The sequence below is a fragment of the Undibacterium parvum genome, from assembly GCF_003955735.1.
Classification (GTDB): domain Bacteria; phylum Pseudomonadota; class Gammaproteobacteria; order Burkholderiales; family Burkholderiaceae_D; genus Undibacterium; species Undibacterium parvum.
This window is the reverse complement of the sequence record NZ_CP034464.1, coordinates 1,454,169-1,472,719: the sequence shown is the minus strand read 5'-3', so window position 1 is coordinate 1,472,719 and position 18,551 is coordinate 1,454,169. Positions and strand designations below refer to the sequence as shown.

The window sequence follows — 18,551 nt, the reverse complement described above, 5'->3', positions numbered from 1 at the left end:
ATCATATGGAGAGTAAAGCTTATCTCACATTAATATCCAAATAAAGGGGCGTATACTTAATAGATAATTCATTAAATCTTAATAATGGTGCGAAGTGGATCAACTTTTTAGCATGGGCGTGTTCTGTCAGATAATCGACTCAGGCAGCATGGCATCCGCCGCCAGAACGCTGGGCATTGCGCCAGCTACGGTGACCGGGGTACTCGCCGCCAGCGAGAAAAGGCTGGGTGTGCGCCTACTCGATCGCACCACACGGCGCTTGAACCCGACCGAAGCGGGGCAGATCTGGTATACCTATGCCAAGCGAATATTGGAAGAGTCAGCCGTAGCCGAAGATGCGGTCAGAGGTTTGTCGTCCGAGCCGCGTGGGCTGTTGCGCCTGAGCTTGCCGCTTGGTGTCGCGACGACTTTCGTCTATCCGCATCTGCAAGAATTTTCTAGGCAATTCCCCTTGATAGAACTAGATCTACAGGTCAGTGACAGAACCGTAGATCTATTGGAACACGGTTTTGATATGGCATTAAGGGTGGGGCGCTTGAAAGACTCTGATCTGGTAGCCAGACCTTTGTTGCAGTATCAAAGAGCTTTATATGCCAGCCCAGCCTATCTGGCGGCGTATGGCCGGCCCGAGCATCCTGATGAGTTAGTCGCACATAGATGCCTGTTGTATCAACACGATAGGCAGCCAGTTTATTGGGAATTTTGCGTAGGTGATAAAACGCAAAAAATCTTGGTGAAGGGAAATTTGCATAGCAACGAAACCAACGCTTTACTGACCTGGGCACGTGCGGGACTAGGTGTGACGAGGCAGCCAACATGGTTGTTAAGACAGGATCTGAAGTCAGGGCAACTGGTGTCGGTACTTGATGATTATATAGTCAAGAGGCCATCAGAGTTGCCTGGTATATATGCGATATTACCCAAGGCGACTCGTTATCCAGTCAAGGTGGAGGCGTTTATTGCATTTTTTAAACAAAAAATTCGGGATCAGCCTAGCTGAACTACTAAATTTAGTGCCGATAAAAAAAGGCCTGCAAGCGCAGGCCCAAAAGCGGAAATCTTTTTTGCCTGGCTGATGCGCCAGGCTGCATTTTTTAGTTTAGTTGTTGACGATCTGCACCGTGGCTAAGGGCTTGCTCTTGTTACGACGTTGGGCGATCATAGTCACAAGTTTTTTCGCAGCGCGATACAGTGCGCGCAGCAGACTCAAGGTCATCAGCGCCTCTAGCATGGTCAGGCAAAATCCGACTAACGGGTTATAACGTTCCATGCGCGACCTCATTTTCTCCATCATGCGATCACGTGCTATTTCTATGCTGTCGTAGAAGGTCGGTACTACCAGCAAGGTCAGGATAGTCGAGGTGATGGTGCCGCCTATGATGGCGATTGCCAGTGGGCGGTAAAACTCACCACCTTCACCCAGGCCTATCGCGACCGGCATCATGCCGGCGATCAGGGCAAAGGTGGTCATCAGAATAGGGCGCAGGCGCATGCGGCCGGCCTGCATTAAGGCATCTTCGCGGCTGGCGCCTTCGGCTTCTTGTTTGCGGGCTGCATCCAATAACAAAATGGCGTTTTTAGCGACCAGACCCATTAGCATAATGATGCCGATGAAGCTCATCAGATTAAGCGTGCTGCCGGTGGCCATCAGCGCCAAGACCACACCGATCAGTGACAGCGGTAAAGACAGCATCACGCCCAGCGGTGCCGTGAAAGAACCAAACTGTATCACCAAGATCAAATACATCAAGCCTATGCCCGACAAGAGCGCGATCAACATGGCACCAAATACTTCTTGCTGATCTTGCCCCGAGCCACCCAGCGACAGGCCGTAACCAGGCGGATAGTTGAAGGACTCGGCCAGTTTCATGGCATCGGCGATCACTTCGCCGTTGGAACGACCTTGGGCATTAGCGGATACCGTGATGGTGCGTTTGCCGTTGGCGTGTTCTATGCCGGACGGGCCCTTGCCCATGCTCAGGCTGGCGATCTGATCTAAGGGCACCATTTGATTGGTACCAGTGACCGCGATCGGCAGACGTTCGATATTTTCTTTGCTGACCCTGTCATCCGGATGCAGGCGTACCGCCACATCACGCGCCTCGCCGGTAGGATCTACCCAATCGCCCACTTCGATACCGGCAAACGCCACGCGCAGGGCTTGTGCCGCATCATTGGCCGAGATCCCCATAGAGTTGGCCAGACCGCGATTAAGTTCTATCTTCAATTCTTTCTTAGGATCTTGCTCCGATAAGCCGATATCCACAGCACCCGGCACCAGGCGCAATTTATCCATGTAGGCGTTGGTGATCTCCAATAGCTTGCGCGAATCGGGTCCGGTAAATTCTATTTGCACCGGTTTGCGGGCACCGTTGTTCAAATCATCGAGTACTACATATTCGGCACCGACCAAGACCTTCACTTTTTCACGCAATTCGACCGCGATTTCCTTGGCGCTGCGTTTTCTTTCATTGCGTTTGCCAATATCGACATAGATGCGGCCGCCGGCGGTCGTGATATTGCTATTGGTGTCCTTGGTTTCTGGCAGGCTGCGGGCGATTTCGGCGGCTCTCTCCATTTTCAAACGGGCATATTCTAGCGACGACGATGATGGTGTGCGCACTTGTATCATTAGATTGCCAGAGTCGGCCACCGGCAAGAAACTGGTGCCGCCAAACTTCACCTGCAAGGCCAGTGCGCTGACGAGGCTGACTAAGGCAATCGCACCCATGGCACGTCGGTGATGCAAGGCCCAGGCGATCAGATTGCCATAGCGATCGGCCTGATGATCAAACCAGTCGTTAAAGCGCGCCAATAGCAGACTGATGCCTTTTTTCGGTGCTTTGTGGTGGTCGGCCGGGTCGCCCCAGTAAGCCGACAACATAGGATCGAGCGTAAAGGAGATTCCCAGGCTGACCAGTACCGAGCAAGTCACGGTTAAGGCAAACGGGCGGAACCACTCGCCCGGCATGCCAGGCATGAAGGCTACCGGGATGAACACGGCGATGATGGAGAAAGTAGTCGAGGCCACTGCCATACCGATTTCTGCCGTACCTTCAAGTGCCGCGGTGCGTCGGTCTGAGCCGCGTTGCATGTGACGCACGATGTTTTCGCGTACCACAATCGCATCATCGATTAGCACACCTATCGCTAAAGACAGTCCCAGCAGAGTCATAAAGTTGAGGGTGAAACCGCACAGCCAGACTGCGATAAAAGCTGCAATCACCGAAGTTGGCAAACTCAGTGCGGTGATCAGGGTAGAACGCCATGAATTTAAAAATGCATACACCACAAAAATCGTTAGCACTGCGCCGAAAATCAGTGATTCGATCACATTGTTCAGACTATTTTGCGCATCTTTACCGCCATCGCGCGTTACTTCCAGCTTGGTGCCTGGCTGGGTTTTCTCCAGATCTTTATTGATTTCTTTGACCATCTCGCGCACTGCAGTGGCGACGCTGACGGTGCTGGCATCGCGTGAACGGGTCACCTGTATGCCTACATTCGGTTTGCCGCTGCGTATGCTCATTCCATTGAGGTCGGCAAAGCCGTCTTGTATGCTAGCCACTTGTGCCAGACGCACGATCTGTTCGCCATTACGCTTGACCACGATATTCTGGAACTCTTCGGGTGACTCTATGCGGCCCACCAGACGTATGCTTTCCTCATCGAGTGCACCGCGTACTTTTCCGACTGGCGCATTGGTATTCTGGTTGCGCAATGCGGTGACCACTTCGCCTACCGAGACATTGTATTCGCGCAGTTTTTCTGCCCGTAACAGTACCGACAGTTCGCGTTTCAGTGCGCCGTTCACCACCACGGTGGCGACCCCGCTGATGCCGCGCAATTTATTGGCAAGTGTGTCTTCGGCCAGACGCGAGATTTCTGCATGGCTCTGGCTGCTGGAAGACAGTGCCATATTCATGATAGGCTGGGTAGACGGATCAAAGCGCGTGAGTACCGGCTCGCGCATTTCGCTAGGCAGTTTATAGCGCACGCTAGAGATCACATTGCGGACCTCGTCACTGGCTTCTATCATGTTTTTCTTGAAGGAAAACAAGACCTCGAAACTGGCGCTACCTTCTTTTGCGCTGGAATACACCTCGGTCACGCCGGAGATACTTTGCAGGGATTTTTCTATGCGGTTGATAATTTCACGCTCTACCGTGTCGGGTGATGCGCCGGGATAGGCGATCGATACTTCCAGACCCGGCACCTCGACATCGGGGTTTTGATTCACGCGCAGTTTTGTCATGGCCAGCAAACCCATCGCCATCAGAGCCAGGATCAGGACGATAGTTGCGGTCGGTCGTTTAATGCTGAAGTCGGAGAGGAACATGATTATTTTCCTTGCGCAGCGGCGTTGTCAGCCAAGGCGAGCTTAGGGATGACTGCTTTAGGCACCGCCATCTCTATGCTCTGGCCGTCTTTAAAACTAGAGCTAGGGCTGCGCATCACGATGTCGCCAGCGCTCAGGCCTTTAAGAATCTCGAAGTTGCCGGTGCGTGGATCGCGTTTGCCGATTTGCAGATCGACGCGTGCCAGACTCTTGCCCTTGATTTGCCAGGCGTAGGATTTATCGCCGGTTTTCACCAATGCAGCTTCTGGCAGGGTCAAGGCATTCACGCTCTGCGCCTCGATATTGCCTTCCGCGTATAGACCGGAAACCTTAGGCTGGGTGGCATCAGCAAACGCCACCAAAACTTCGACCTGGCGCGTGACATCGTTGGCGGCCGGATCTACCCGCGTGACCTTGCCGCGAAACTCTTGTCCTGCATAACCATTAATGCGAAAACTCACCGCCTGGCCAACTTTGACCATGGCAATCTTGTCGGTAGAGACGCGCCCGGCAAAACGCATGCTGGTCGGATCGATCACCTTGACCAGTTCCTTACCGATGGAGGCGGTGTCGCCATTGGATACTTTGCGTTCGCTGACGATGCCGTCAAACGGTGCTCGCACCACAGTGCGCTGCAATTGCTGACGTGCTGCCGAGGCGCGCGCTTTAGATGCTGATAGTTCGCTCTGAGCGGTGTTCTTGCGCACCTCCGCTTCATCTAAAGCCTGTAATGAAGCCATGCCCGAGGCGCGTAAGGTCTTGAGGCGCTGCAAGGCGCGTTCGGCCTGATCCAAGGACATGGCGGCGCTACGCGCATTGTCTTCGGCAGAATTAAGATTGTCGCGGATCGAGGTTTCATCGAGTTTAACCAAGACATCACCGCGCTTGACGCTCTCTCCATTTTCTTTTAATACCTGTAGCACCACGGCCGACACTTCCGAGCGCAGATCAGCCTTGCGCTCAGGCTGTATCGAGCCGGTCACCACCGGGCCAGAGGCGAGCGCATTGCTCTGTACCGTCATGATGTCTTCGGCGGCTATCAGTAATTTCGGTGCGGGTTTTTCTGCCTTGCTTTTGTCATCGCTGGCTTTTTCGGCTACCGCGCTGGCGGAAGCTGAAGCCTCGCCGCTCTTGGGATCTTTTTCCTTTTCATGACTACAGGCTGCCAGAGTGGCAGTGATGGCAAGCGCGATGAGTGTTTTACGTAACATGATAGATCCCTAGAGCTACAGAAAATTGGTCGGAAATGGGGGAATACGGATGCTGGAGTATCACCGCGCAAGCAAGCCGTTTCAAGAGCCAAAGTTTTGAATGGCGATTTTAGAGGGATGAAGCGTCAAATTACGGGGATGAGATGTGTTGGCACTTGGATGCTTGCAGGGCCGGCAATACTGGGAGTGAGCTTTGCTAATGCGGAAAAGTGCCGATTTCTGGGTGCGCTTCGCACTCTTTGCTAACCGTGATATTTATGGTTTTGTGGGGAGTATAGGCATCGCTAAGTAAATTACGCAATGAATACATGCGCAATTCTAAGACGGATTGTTATACACTAGGGAGTATATTGGATGGATGGGATTACTAGAACTGGCTCGCGCCTCAGTGTGAGGTTGCGCCATCAATTAGCTTATTTGCTAACTATCCCAGGCCCCGGTTTGACCTCGGAAAAATCGACTGATTTGCCACCCTTTAAGACTGGGCCGGTTTCGAATACGCTTTTGTTGATAATGCGGCGCAGGCGGATATCGACCAGGGTGGTGCTATTGCGGTGTAGGGCGGATTCCAGCATTTCTGGCGATGCCTTAATTTCGCAGGGCAGATAATGCACGAAGCCCTGATCCGGTCTGGCGATGATCTGAAAGCCCAGCATGCCGGCACCCGGTAGGGCGGGGCGCACCAATTGGCCCTCGGCATCGCGCACTTCCTCGCAACCCTTCATGACATCGCGGTTGAAGTAGTAAGTGATGATCTCGGGGTTGCGTAGATTGCGTTGGCGGTCGACAAAAAAACCCTTGGGTAGATGATTTGGATCGGCATCGGGGCCAGCGGTGAGAATTAAATCGAAATCGCTGATGGGATGGCCTTCGTCATCGCGCACTCGGAAGATCAGCATAGAATATTTGTCGTGAAAAAAATGGGTGTCGGCAACCAGATAATGTTTTTCTACTTCCAGCACTTCGCGTTTTTGCACGGCGGCCGTGGCGCTTGCAAATGCTGCGCACAGCGCGCGGTATTCGGCGGTGCTGTTGAGTTTGATACAGGCTAGCAGCGCCTCTAAGGTGGCGAGGCTGGCGCGGTCGTCAAGCTCGGCAGTGACGCTGCGCATGATGCCCATTTTTTCGCCTGAATGCGATTTTCCAGCTAATACTAACAGCGCTGTTTCTGGCCCTTGCTGATATTTACCCACTTCTAGTCGCTGCGCCAGATACTTGCCAGGCGTAGCGGGATCAGCACTAGCCGCCTCTTGCACCAGGCCCAGATACGTACCTTGCAGATGGGCGGCAGCGGTGCGCACCACACCGTCGGAGCCGGCCTCACCGGTATAGGTGTTGAGGTTGTCGTAAAAGGCGCGGTCTATGCTTTGCCCGGTGAGTACGAAAGGAAAGACGCCGGTTTCAGAGATATGTTGATCGCCCGCGGTGATCCAGTCTGCATTCAGATCCCAAGCCTCGGCGCTTCCCAGTTCTAGCCAATCGAGTACACCTTGGCCGGGTTCTGCTCCGCCCATCCAGGCTTTTAATCTGCCTATGCGCTGCTTGCCCAGTTGGGCTAAGGCCGAGCCGTAATTGGCGGGAGCCAGCATGATTAAATGGCTCATCGGGCAGATGCCTGCCTTGGGCATATTTTGATAATAGCGATGCCACCAGTCGCGCACCACTGGGCCGCCGGTGGAGTGGGTGATGCAGATGAAGCGGCTGCCGTCGGCCAGCACCGCGGCCATTTGATCGCGGACGGCGGCCTCGAAGGCTTGCGCAATATCGCTCAGCCGGACTTCATCATGGAAACTGATGTAGCGTCCCAGAAAAATATCCTGCAATTTCAGCGTGAGCCCGGCGGCCTGAGCATGCGCACGCAAGCGCTCGGGTAAGGCACCGTAAGTGTCGGTATTACTGACACTCCAGCCGTGTACAAATACCACGCATAATTTTCTGGATTGCTCTGGGCTTGTCGTCGTTACTGTCGTGGTGGTCGGCATCTGGTTTCCTGTTGGGCTGAGGCTTTAGGCAAATAGCTTGAGGGCGCGCTGCATATCGATAGGCGTGTTGCCGCTAAGATTTAGAAAGTAGTTGAGCTGCCAGGCTTGCGTGCGCTGCGCCTGCCGGCTGAACGTTTTATCCCATGGCGGATAGACGCGGATGGCGCGTTTGCCACCTTGCCCGTTTTGCGCCACGATATCCTGTTGTAGCAAGCATGTCTTGGGGAAGATAAACAGCCCAAAATTTTCTGCGTGGCGGCATGCGATCAAGGCGTAATCTAGTCTGTCGTCAACATCAAATGGCTGTATCGTGCCTTGTCCTATGCGCTTCCACAGCGTGACAAATTGACCGATCTTGGTCGGCGTAATTTTGGAGAGCCGAAAGCGTATCGCCTTGCCGTTCAGGGTAAAACTGGCAGCTGCGTACTCGGCGCTTTCCGCTTCTTTTTGTGGTGCGCTGTAGCGGAATTTATTTGGATCAAACAAGCTTTGTGTGATCAGCTGTAGATCTGGCATGGCGTGCAGCATAAATATGAGGTGTGAGTTTAAGCTTGATGCAAAGCATTGTATCCTTTATAACTCCTGGTGTCAGTGGCGGCCAGTACCGGCAGTGGCTGCGCGCATAAAAAAAGCTCGCACGCGGCGAGCTTTTTTACGAGTGCAGAGAATTTATCCCAGCTTTTTGACCACCACACAGCCTATCGAATAACCTGCGCCGAATGAGCAGATCACGCCGATTGCGCCGCTGGCCAGATCTTCCTGATGTTTGTGGAAGGCGATGATGGAGCCAGCCGACGAGGTGTTGGCGTAGGTGTCCAAAATCGTTGGCGATTCTTCGGTGGTCGCGTCACGTCCCAGGATCAGGCGGGCGATCAAGAGGTTCATGTTGAGATTAGCCTGATGCAGCCAGAAGCGCTTGATGTCGCTGATCTGGATGTCAGCGGCGGCCGTGGTCGAAGTGATCATGGCGGCAGCCATAGGGCAGACGTCTTTGAAGACTTTACGGCCTTGCTGGCGGAACAGTTTGTCTGGCTTGCCTATGCCGGATTCGTCGGCACGGTTTAAGAAACCAAAATTATTCCGGATGTTGTTGGAGAATTGGGTCTTTAGCTTCACCGCCACCACTTCAAACTGGTGCTGGGAGGTGGCTAGGTCGGCGCGCTCTAACAGGATGGCAGTGCAGGCATCGCCGAAAATAAAATGGCTGTCGCGATCGCGCCAGTTCAGATGGCCGCTGGTGATTTCCGGGCTGACTACCAGCACCGCACGGGCCTGGCCGCTCTGGATCGCACTGACTGCTGCCTGTATCCCAAAGGTGGCTGAAGAGCAAGCCACGTTCATGTCGTAGCCATAACCTTCTATGCCCAGTGCGCCTTGTACTTCTACCGCAATGGCAGGGTAGCCGCGTTGCAGATTGCTGCAGGCAACGATGACGGCATCGACATCGGCGGCAGTTTTACCGGCGCGTTCTAGGGCTTGCAGCGATGCGGCAACTGCCATTTCGCACATGATGGAAGGTTCGTCATCGCTGCGTTCCGGTATCCGTGGCACCATGCGCGTGATGTCCAGGATGCCTGCTTTTTCCATGACAAAACGTGATTTGATGCCCGAGACTTTTTCGACAAATTCTACGCTCGACGCTTCTAAGGCGGTGACCGAGCCATCGGCAATTGCAGCGGCGTTATCGAGATTAAATTGCGCCACGTAAGCATTAAAACTGCTGACCAGTTCGGCGTTGGAGATGGAGTTGGATGGGGTGTACAGACCGGTGCCGCTGATGACTACTTTGCTCATCGTATTACTTTCTTATTGGGGGTGGGCGCGATGCGCGACCATGTCGCTCAATTTTACACAATTTTGCCAAACTGAAAGAATATTTACAGGCTAAATAGAATGCTTATTCGAGTAATGTAAGTGTGTACTGACACTTCGTTTTGGCCAGTGAATGCCGTGATAATGTTAAAAATACAGTAAAATTTCAGGAACTATTTCAGACAAACTTGATCTTGCTCATGTCGCCTGGGGGACTGTTGTAAAAGCAGCCGACCAGCTGCCAAGCCGCTGATGTCGGCTGCTTGGCATGGCAATTAAAACAAGACGACTGAACGTATCGATTCGCCGCTCTTCATCAGATCGAAGCCTTCATTGATGCGTTCCAACGGTAATCGGTGGGTAATCAAATCGTCGATATTCAGTTTGCCTTCCATATACCAGTCGACGATTTTTGGTACATCGGTGCGGCCACGCGCGCCGCCGAAGGCTGAGCCCTTCCATTCGCGCCCGGTGACTAGCTGGAAAGGGCGGGTGCTGATTTCTGCACCGGCTTCCGCCACACCGATGATGAAAGATTGGCCCCAGCCCTTGTGACAGCATTCCAGCGCCTGCCGCATGACCTTGGTATTGCCTATGCATTCAAATGAATAATCGGCACCGCCGTCGGTCAGTTGCACGATATGGTCGACCACGTTGGCAACCTCGTTTGGATTGATGAAATGCGTCATGCCGAATTTGCGCGCCATCGCTTCGCGCCTTGGATTGATATCGACACCGATGATCTTGTCGGCACCGACCATCTTGGCGGCCTGGATCACGTTCAGACCGATACCGCCCAAACCAAACACAACGACATTGGCACCAGCTTCGACCTTGGCGCTAAACACCACGGCACCGACGCCGGTCGTCACGCCGCAGCCGATGTAGCAGATCTTGTCGAAAGGCGCATCGCTGCGCACTTTGGCCACCGCGATTTCGGGTACCACGATGTAGTTGGAAAAGGTCGAAGTGCCCATGTAATGAAACAAAGGTTTGCCATCGAGTGAGAAGCGCGAAGTGGCGTCTGGCATCAAGCCGCGCCCTTGGGTAGAGCGGATCGCCTGACACAGATTGGTCTTGCGCGACAGGCAGTATTTGCACTGGCGGCATTCTGGCGTGTACAGCGGTATCACATGGTCGCCCTGCTGCAAGCTAGTCACGCCGGGGCCGGTATCGACCACGATGCCCGCGCCTTCATGCCCTAAAATTGCCGGAAACAGACCTTCCGGATCAGCACCGGATAGCGTGTAGTAATCGGTATGGCAAATCCCGGTGGCCTTGATCTCGATTAAGACTTCACCGGCTTGCGGTCCTTGCAGATCGACTTCTTCTATGGTTAGAGGTGCGCCAGCTTTCCAGGCGACTGCGGCTTTGGTTTTCATGAGAGCGATACCCGTGGGCAGATAATAAAAATGCCATTATCTTCTATCCGTGCCCGCTCTGCTTAGAATCCTGTTTGCCGTGTGCTCGAGATTAAGACAGCGCCATATAACGGCCCGGCCGGTGATTGAGTGTAATCGCCAGATTCAAGACTACCGCACCGAGTATCGATGCCGCTAAGGCCAGCGGGCTGACCACTAACAGTGAAGCCATCACGATCACCACATCCATGCCCATCTGCAGCTTACCGGCGCGTATGCCGTGCTTGTCTTGCAGATACAGCGCCAGGATATTGATACCACCCAGGCTGGCCTGATGCCGGAACAAGACGATAAAGCCCACCCCCATCATTAAGCCGCCAATGATGGCGACATAAAACGGCGTGATGGCAGAGAGCGTCGCCAGCGACAGCAGCTTAGGATGCAGGCCAGACATGAGCGACACCAGCGCCACCGAGCAAAAGGTTTTGAGCGTAAAGCGCCAACCCATGCGCCGCCAGGCCAGCCAGTAGAACGGCAGATTAATCAAAAAAAACAAGAGACCAAACGACAGGCCAGTGCGGTAGTGCAGCAAAAACGCCAGACCCGCAGTGCCGCCCGTGAGTAAGCCGACCTGATTAAACATTGCCACACCGAGCGAGACAAACAGGGTGCCGGTAAAAATCGCCAGCATATCTTCAAACAAGGTATGCGGTGCGAGCGGGGCAGGGACGGTAGGCGGCGTAACAGTAGACATGGCTTAAGGAGTGACGGTGAAAATTGACATTGAGGATAGAGCTAACGCGCGGATTGTAAGCCCAGCTTGCGCCACAAAACCATAGCCGTCAATTTAGCCGCGCTTTTGTTGACGCGTATCAAATTGGGTTAGGCGGAGTAAGCTGAATTGATAATTAACCAGCACCCTCGCCAACGCGCATATCCCATGCGCCTTGCGGGCATGCATGGCTACAAACCCGCATGGATACTGCGCCTCTGGCCTATGCTGTTTGAAAATCAGGTGATTGCACTGCTTAGGCGCTAACTTGCAAAAAACAAATGAAGATTTGCCTATGCTAGGCTGTGGTTTTTTAAGGAGTTAGCTATGCCTAAACTTAAATTCATCTCGCTCTCGTTGCTGCTCTTTGGGCTGACGCAAGTCGCTGGCTGCAGCAGTATGTCGCCAATGTCGGCTCAACATCCGGCTCAACATCAGGCTGAATCTAAAGCGCAAGTTCAGCCGCAAAATCTGGCACTACTGCAGCAGCAAGTCCGTTCTGCCGAAACAGCTTTTGCTGCCAGCATGGCGCAACGCGATCATGCTGCTTTCAACCAATTTTTATCGGAAGAAGCAGTGTTCTTTTCTGAGGATAAAGTGTTGCGCGGCAAGTCGCAGGTGGCTGAAGGATGGCGGCCGTATTTCCTCAAAAGCCAGGCACCGTTTAGTTGGGCAGCCGATCAGATAGAAGTACTAGCCAGCGGCACGCTGGCACACAGTTCTGGCCCTGTGTACAACGCTAAGGGGAAGCTGATCGCCAGGTTTTCTTCTATCTGGCGGCTAGAGGCGGAGGGTAGCTGGCGCATCATTTTTGATAAGGGTAACGAGGTCTGCGATTGCAGCGACAAGTGATGCCGTCCAAAAAGCAGTAAACTAAGCGCTTGATTGCGTTTTATCTTGTGCTTGATTTTTGCCCGCTTAACGGAAGAAAACCTCGCCTTAGTCAGGCCTCGTTAGAAAGAAAATATGATACATATTGTTGGTATAGATCATCTGGTGTTACGTGTCAGCGATCTCGATCGCATGCTGGATTTTTACTGTGGCGTTTTGGGCTGTAGCGTAGAGCGCAGGCTGGACGATATCGGTCTGGTGCAATTGCGCGCTGGTCAGCATTTAATTGATCTGGTGCCGGTAGACGGCGTGCTGGGCAAGAGTGGCGGTGCCGCTGCTGGCGCTGGCGGGCGCAATCTCGATCATTTTTGTCTGCGCTTAGAGCCCTTCGATGCCGACGCCATCCGCGAATTTTTGCAGGCCAAGGGGATAACGGTCGGTGCGGTGGATACCCGTTATGGTGCCGAAGGCGATGGCCCCTCGCTCTACCTCAATGACCCGGAAGGCAATGTGGTCGAACTCAAGGGGCCGCCTTATGCGCGATCCGATATGCCAGCCCACTCAGCTTAAGCTCGACCATGCTAAAACGCCTGCATCACGCCGCCATCATTTGTTCTGACTACCAGGTCTCGCGCCATTTTTATACCGAGCTGCTCGGCCTGCGCGTCCTGGCTGAACATTATCGTGAGCAAAGACTATCGTATAAGCTCGATCTTGCTTTGCCGGATGGCTCGCAAATCGAGCTATTTTCATTTGCGGATGCACCGCCGCGCCCCTCTTACCCGGAAGCACGCGGCTTGCGGCATCTGGCGTTTGCGGTGGACGATGTAGCACTGTGCAAGGCGACGCTGGAAGCGAAAGGCATCGCGCTCGAAGCAATACGCATCGATGAATACACCGGCCAGCCCTTCGTGTTTTTCGCCGACCCGGACGGCTTGCCTTTAGAGTTGTATCAAAGCTGCGACTGAGTCTGCGCTTGGTTGCGCAGTCATTGCTAACTGTTCAGCGAGCGATGAAAACTCCCTCGCCCGCTGGCGGGAGAGGGCCGGGGGCGTAACAGGGAATTTGGATGGCATGCCATCCACCTGTGTAGCAATATTCGCTCGTAAGCGAATATGCGCCCTGCAAGGGAGGGTGATTGAGTAACGCTTGCCTTCAAATAGCTGATACGCTTAACACTACGAAAAATCGAATATTACGCGTAACTTGAACTACCCTTCTCCCGCGAGCGGGAGAAGGACTTTGTAGAGCGAGTTGAACAGTAACAGTAATTGCGATCGCAACAGGGCATGCCGCCAGCGCGCATATTCCATGCGCCTTGCAGGCCAGCATGGCTGCCAAGCCGCATGGGATATGCGCGTCCGGCCTATGCCTTTTCAAAACGCTTCAAAATACCCACACTCCCCAAAGCATTCCAGCGTAAATCCGCAAAAACGGTGAAAATAGCAGCTTACGTATTTTTAAGCCTGCAGCGACGCCATGATCGATACCGAGCACACCCTTACCTCGCCCTTGTCTACCCTCAGTCAGGATGCCAATCCTTTGCTGGGCTTGACGATAGTCTGGCATCCCGATGCGAGTCGCATAGGCGAGCAATTTATCGCCGGTAGTGGAGCCGGGGTGTTGGAAGTAAGTCGCTACTTGCCGCTGTTTCGCCGCCCTGGTGCTGAGGGCTTAGCGCTTGGGCATGGCGGGATTTCGCGCGATCCGCTTAAGCTGGTGCGCGACGCCGAGAACGGCTTGCAGATCGTACCGTCGGCCAGCCGCATGGTGGTTGAACTGAATGGTGAAGAGCTGCTGGCACCGCATAGCCTGAGTGCCGATCAAATCGAAGGCGGCCAGATACTCGGTCTGGGGCGCAGCATCATCTTGTGCCTGCACTGGATGCGCTGCCTGCCCAAGAATAATCCGGTGACTGGTTTGCTCGGTGTCGGCAGCCATGCCATCGTGGCGCGCGACCAGATTCGTCAGGTCGCCGGCACCGATTTGCCGGTCTTGTTGCTGGGCGAAACCGGCACCGGCAAAGAGATCGCGGCGCGTGCCGTGCATGCCCTAAGCCTGCGCGCCAAGAGTGCTTTAGTTACCGTGAATATGGCGGCCCTGAATGAATCGCTGGCCGCCGCCGATCTGTTCGGCGCGGTTAAGGGTGCCTACACTGGCGCGCAAACCGGCCGCAAAGGTCTGTTTGCCGAAGCCGAAGGCGCCACCCTGTTTCTTGATGAAATCGGCAATACGCCGGACAGCGTGCAGCCCATGCTATTGCGAGTGTTAGAGGGCGGCGATTATCGCCCGCTCGGTGCGCAGCACGATCAGCACTCTAGCGCCCGGCTAATCGCCGCTACCGATCAGGATCTCGATAGCGATCATTTCAATCAAGCCCTGTTGCGTCGTCTGGAAAGTTTTGTGATCCAGCTGCCGCCGCTGCGCGCGCGCCGTGAAGATATCGGCGTCTTGATGCAGCATCTGCTCAAGAGTAATACTCAGATGGCAGAACTGGGCTTGAGTTTGCCGCACTCTTTGATTACCGATTTTGCGCGTTACGATTGGCCCGGGAATATCCGGCAGCTGGCGCATGTACTTAAGCGCGTGATGCTGGCCCTGCAAATGGGAGAGGTGCCTCTGTTCGAGACCTTGGTGAAAATTTCGCCCGAGCGTATCACCAGTAGTTTTCTGTCTAGCGCAACACTCAGTGCGTGTACCGTGCTGGGGGCGAGTGCAGCGCCCGCAACGAGCAACAACACCGCCAGCAGCGCCAACGCCGCGGCCACGCCAGCAGCACCGGTGCGCAAAAAATTGACTGAACTGAGCGAGGCCGAAGTGCTGAGCGCGATGGAAGAAAACGACTGGTACATCCAGGCCGCCGCGCAACAACTGGGGGTCTCGCGTCCCTCTATGTATAAGCTGCTAGAGACGCATAGCCAGATACGCAGGGTAGAACAAATCGCGCTGGAAGAAATGCGCGCGGCACTGGCAAACAGTGGCGGCGACGTAGAACGCTGCGCCGCCTTACTCAAAACCCCGAGCGAAGCCTTGCGGCGTCATCTGCGGGGCTTGGGTTTGCTGGGGTGATGGGGGATTAGTTGGGTTTGATAATGATTACTGGATCAAGGAAATAAGCTTGACCATCGACTACAAATAGCAGCGAGAATGACCAGGCACCAGAAACACTAGGGCGTATCGTCAGTGGTGTCGTAAGTGTGAGCAAATTGATGCAGGTTTGTCCCTTGTAGCCGACAAAGGGCTCCATCACTTCATGCGGGTTACCCGGGGCTTTGATGACCAGCATGGTACAGGCGAAAGGTATGGTTGTTGCACCTGTACTATCTACAAACACAAATTCAATTAAATCGTTATCGTAGATGTCGCCAGCGGGCGCTAGAGTGCACGTGGTATTGGTAACTTGTCCTGCGACGCCCGGCGGGCAGTTGACGGTATAGGTAAACGTGGTCATCGATATATCCTTAAAGTTAACAAGAGGGGTAAAACATAGGGCAAGATTTCTAGCAATAGAAAGCAAGTACTATGCGGCTATTTAGCAATTTTCATGCCAATACGATATGTCTTGTCGATACTAAGGGCGCGAATAGCGCGCATCTCTGCGTAGTGCTAATAGATCCGGCTCGTTTTCTATGAAGCTGATGGGATAACCAAACTTCTTAGCCTTGGCGATAGCCTCTAGCGCTTCCGCCCTGTTTCCCAGTAATTCATATCCTAGTCCAGCGTAGAACAACACAGCGGCGTCTTCCGGAGCCAGGTTGACCGACTTTTGCAATAATTCTAAACCTTTGCTCTTGTCGCCAGTACGTGCCGCATACAAGCCCATACGTGACGTTAAAGTGGCATCATTTTGGCTACGTGCCAGCTTCGGTGCAAGTAAGAGTTTTGCTTTGTCGTAGGCCTTACGTGCCTCTTCCTTGCGCCCGGGTATCCACAGCAGGGTATCGGCTAGATTGGCCCAACCCAGATAGTCTGCCGGGTTGCCTTTGTCGGGTGATACTGCCAGTTCAAAGGCGGCAGCAGCGGCGACATAATCGCCGCGCAAGAATTGGGCATTGCCTAGATTGCCGTACAGCATGGCACTAGGACGTAGTTGCAGACCTTGTTGCAAGACCTCTAGCGCCTCGTCATTGCGGTTCTGGCTCATAAGGGCACCACTCAGATTGGCGTAGGAAAATACTGCATCCGGTTGCAATTGTATGCTGAGCTTGAAGGCGGCTTCGGCCGCCTTGTAGTCGTCTTGCGCGTAGTGGATACTGCCCAGCTGGTCGGCGAAGATTCTCTCTTGCGGGAAGTGCTGCCGCGCTAATTCGGCATTCTTTTTGGCATCGGCATAGCGCCGCAGACTTCTGAGGGCATTGGTTTTTTCATTCCAGGCGAAGAAATTTTTAGGGTCCAGACTCAGCGCCTTCTCTTGCTCGGCCAGACCGAGTTCGGCTTTACCTTGCAGATCCAGTACTAAGCCCTTGGCAACATGACTGAGGGCTAATTGCCCATTGAGTTTGAGCGCTTGCTGGGCGCTGGCATCGGCTTTTTGCAGCCAGACCTCGTCTTGCTCATCGCTACGATAACGAAAGCTATAGAGCAGCGACAGACCCGCCGCTGCCGCCGCATTATTCGGGTTGTGGCTAAGTATGGTATTGAAATTTTTGTCCGCTGCATCCAGGCTGCCGGGTCTATCAAATAGCTTGAGGGCGGCTAGACCTTGCTGCATCTCTAGCGCTTCTGAATACGGGCCGGCTGGCGAGGTGATGACTGCTGCTGGGTTGCCGGTATTCGTCATTGCGGAGCTAACTGCGGGGCTGAGGCGCGGAACAATTTGCCAGACCAGTAGCCCTGTCAGCAGCGTCAGACTGAAGGTCGCGATGCCCCAGCGCAGCGGCTGGCTGAGCGGCTGCTTAGTAGCCGCTGCTGGTGCTGATGTGGTGGCGGCTAAACCTGCAATGCTGAGCGGGGCGCTGAGGGTGACGCTGACCGGATTGCCGGCTGCCGCATTGAGCGTAGTTGCAAACGGATTACTCACGTGCGCTGGTATGCTGGCACTGTGCGGGTTGTCGCTAATGCGCTGGCTAATCGCCTTGATCTGCTCGACTACGGCGGCCATGCTGGACAGCCTTAGCTCGGGCTTACTGGCGGTCATGCTGCGGATCAGCTGGATCACCGGGGTCGGTAAATTGGCGGGGTAATCCCAACCGTCTGAGCTGGCTTGCATATGCGCGGCTGCCAGTGCCAGCCCGCTCAGATGGGCATGCGGGCGGCTACCGTTGAGCAGTTCGTAGCAGATCACACCCAGCGCATAGATGTCGCTCTTGGCATTGGCCAGCGTGCCTAGCATCAGTTCGGGAGCCATGTAGGCGATGGTGCCTTGCGGGTCTAGCTGGCTGACCGAGGCGGTAGCCTGACTATCGGTCTGGGTGGCCAGACCAAAATCGAGGATGCGCAGCTTGCCGCCAGGTTCGAGTATCAGATTCGAGGGTTTTAAATCACCGTGGGTAAGGCCAGCGGCATGCGCTTCTTGCATGGCATCGGCAACCTGGCGTATCAGCTCCAGCACCTGGGCAACCTCTTGCGGCTGGCCATGACCCCAGACTCTGAGGGTGATGCCGGGCACCAGTTCCATCACGATGGCGGTGCTGTCGCCGTCTTCTTCTATCGCAAATATTTTGACAAAGGCGGCGTGTTGTAGCGAAGCCGCCAGCCGCGCTTCTTTCAAGAGGCTAGTTGGCGCATTTGGCACATGCTTCATGCGCTTGATGGCGACGCTGCGACGCAGCTTGCTGTCCCAGGCTTCGTAGACATCGCCAAAGCCGCCTTCGCCAAGCTGAGCGCGGATCTGGTAATGGCTGAGCGTGGGCAGATCAGACGCTGCTGCTGGGTTCGCTACTGTCGCTGAGTCTGAAGCTGAAACTGTCATTGCCGGATTTGCCTGGTTGTCGAAAAAAGTAGTGTTTGTAGAATTTTACTGTGGCGTATTGTCAATGACATGTAAAGGAAAAGCAAGTTGTGTAAAGAGATCGACTATTTACATGTAAAAACACCGACGCAATCGGGGATGGCTAGGGGAGTTGTAGTCGTTTTATTAAGTACTCTGGAGCTGGCACGTAACTTGCGAATGTAGCTGTATCGCAGCAATATCGTGGCAATATCGTGACAATAAGCAGTCTGGCAAGCATCTTAGACTGGCTGAGGAGTGCAAGCAAAAAATGCCGTACTGGTCGCTGGTAGTCGATTATTTCCTTTAATTAG

The 18,551-nt window shown here is 54.1% G+C and carries 14 protein-coding genes; 5 read left to right on the top strand and 9 right to left on the bottom strand.

The features are described from left to right. The first annotated feature begins 94 nt into the window (after positions 1–94). Positions 95–1,000 (top strand): LysR family transcriptional regulator, encoded by a 906-nt coding sequence (locus EJN92_RS06295; RefSeq protein ID WP_227869734.1) that lies wholly within the window; start codon positions 95–97, stop codon positions 998–1,000. 99 nt (positions 1,001–1,099) lie between these two features. Here the strand turns inward: EJN92_RS06295 and EJN92_RS06290 are convergent, their stop codons facing one another. From EJN92_RS06290 to EJN92_RS06260, 7 genes are all read right to left on the bottom strand, one after another. Next, positions 1,100–4,339 (bottom strand): efflux RND transporter permease subunit, encoded by a 3,240-nt coding sequence (locus EJN92_RS06290; RefSeq protein ID WP_126127025.1) that lies wholly within the window; start codon positions 4,337–4,339, stop codon positions 1,100–1,102. A gap of 2 nt (positions 4,340–4,341) precedes the next feature. After that, positions 4,342–5,550: an efflux RND transporter periplasmic adaptor subunit gene (locus EJN92_RS06285; RefSeq protein WP_126127024.1), complete on the bottom strand. Its 1,209-nt coding sequence runs from the start codon at positions 5,548–5,550 to the stop codon at positions 4,342–4,344. Between the two features lie 413 nt (positions 5,551–5,963). Beyond that, positions 5,964–7,532: an esterase/lipase family protein gene (locus EJN92_RS06280; RefSeq protein ID WP_126127023.1), complete on the bottom strand. Its 1,569-nt coding sequence runs from the start codon at positions 7,530–7,532 to the stop codon at positions 5,964–5,966. Positions 7,533–7,556: 24 nt separating this feature from the next. Then, positions 7,557–8,060, bottom strand: coding sequence for a MepB family protein (locus tag EJN92_RS06275; RefSeq protein ID WP_126127022.1), 504 nt, complete (start codon positions 8,058–8,060; stop codon positions 7,557–7,559). A gap of 141 nt (positions 8,061–8,201) precedes the next feature. Further along, the gene (locus EJN92_RS06270; protein ID WP_126127021.1) at positions 8,202–9,326 is read right to left on the bottom strand and encodes a beta-ketoacyl-ACP synthase III; all 1,125 of its coding nucleotides are present in this window, start codon (positions 9,324–9,326) and stop codon (positions 8,202–8,204) included. Positions 9,327–9,619: 293 nt separating this feature from the next. After that, positions 9,620–10,726, bottom strand: coding sequence for an S-(hydroxymethyl)glutathione dehydrogenase/class III alcohol dehydrogenase (locus EJN92_RS06265; protein ID WP_126127020.1), 1,107 nt, complete (start codon positions 10,724–10,726; stop codon positions 9,620–9,622). 91 nt (positions 10,727–10,817) lie between these two features. Further along, positions 10,818–11,459: a YitT family protein gene (locus EJN92_RS06260; RefSeq protein ID WP_126127019.1), complete on the bottom strand. Its 642-nt coding sequence runs from the start codon at positions 11,457–11,459 to the stop codon at positions 10,818–10,820. Positions 11,460–11,804: 345 nt separating this feature from the next. Between EJN92_RS06260 and EJN92_RS06255 the strand changes: the two genes are divergently transcribed. From EJN92_RS06255 to EJN92_RS06240, 4 genes are all read left to right on the top strand, one after another. Beyond that, positions 11,805–12,329, top strand: coding sequence for a YybH family protein (locus tag EJN92_RS06255; protein WP_227869733.1), 525 nt, complete (start codon positions 11,805–11,807; stop codon positions 12,327–12,329). A 114-nt stretch (positions 12,330–12,443) separates the two neighbouring features. Next, positions 12,444–12,878: a VOC family protein gene (locus EJN92_RS06250; protein ID WP_126127018.1), complete on the top strand. Its 435-nt coding sequence runs from the start codon at positions 12,444–12,446 to the stop codon at positions 12,876–12,878. A gap of 8 nt (positions 12,879–12,886) precedes the next feature. Beyond that, positions 12,887–13,276 (top strand): SMU1112c/YaeR family gloxylase I-like metalloprotein, encoded by a 390-nt coding sequence (gene gloA2, locus EJN92_RS06245; RefSeq protein WP_126127017.1) that lies wholly within the window; start codon positions 12,887–12,889, stop codon positions 13,274–13,276. Positions 13,277–13,787: 511 nt separating this feature from the next. Then, a complete protein-coding gene (locus tag EJN92_RS06240; protein ID WP_126127016.1) occupies positions 13,788–15,377 on the top strand; it encodes a sigma 54-interacting transcriptional regulator in 1,590 nt (529 codons plus the stop codon). Positions 15,378–15,384: 7 nt separating this feature from the next. Here EJN92_RS06240 and EJN92_RS06235 read toward each other — a convergent pair whose 3' ends face one another. Together EJN92_RS06235 and EJN92_RS06230 are read right to left on the bottom strand one after the other, a co-directional pair. Continuing rightward, the gene (locus EJN92_RS06235; RefSeq protein WP_126127015.1) at positions 15,385–15,759 is read right to left on the bottom strand and encodes a hypothetical protein; all 375 of its coding nucleotides are present in this window, start codon (positions 15,757–15,759) and stop codon (positions 15,385–15,387) included. A gap of 120 nt (positions 15,760–15,879) precedes the next feature. Further along, positions 15,880–18,219 carry a protein kinase domain-containing protein gene (locus EJN92_RS06230; RefSeq protein ID WP_126127014.1) on the bottom strand — a complete coding sequence of 780 codons (2,340 nt, stop codon included), beginning with the start codon at positions 18,217–18,219 and terminating at the stop codon, positions 15,880–15,882. Positions 18,220–18,551: the final 332 nt, after the last annotated feature.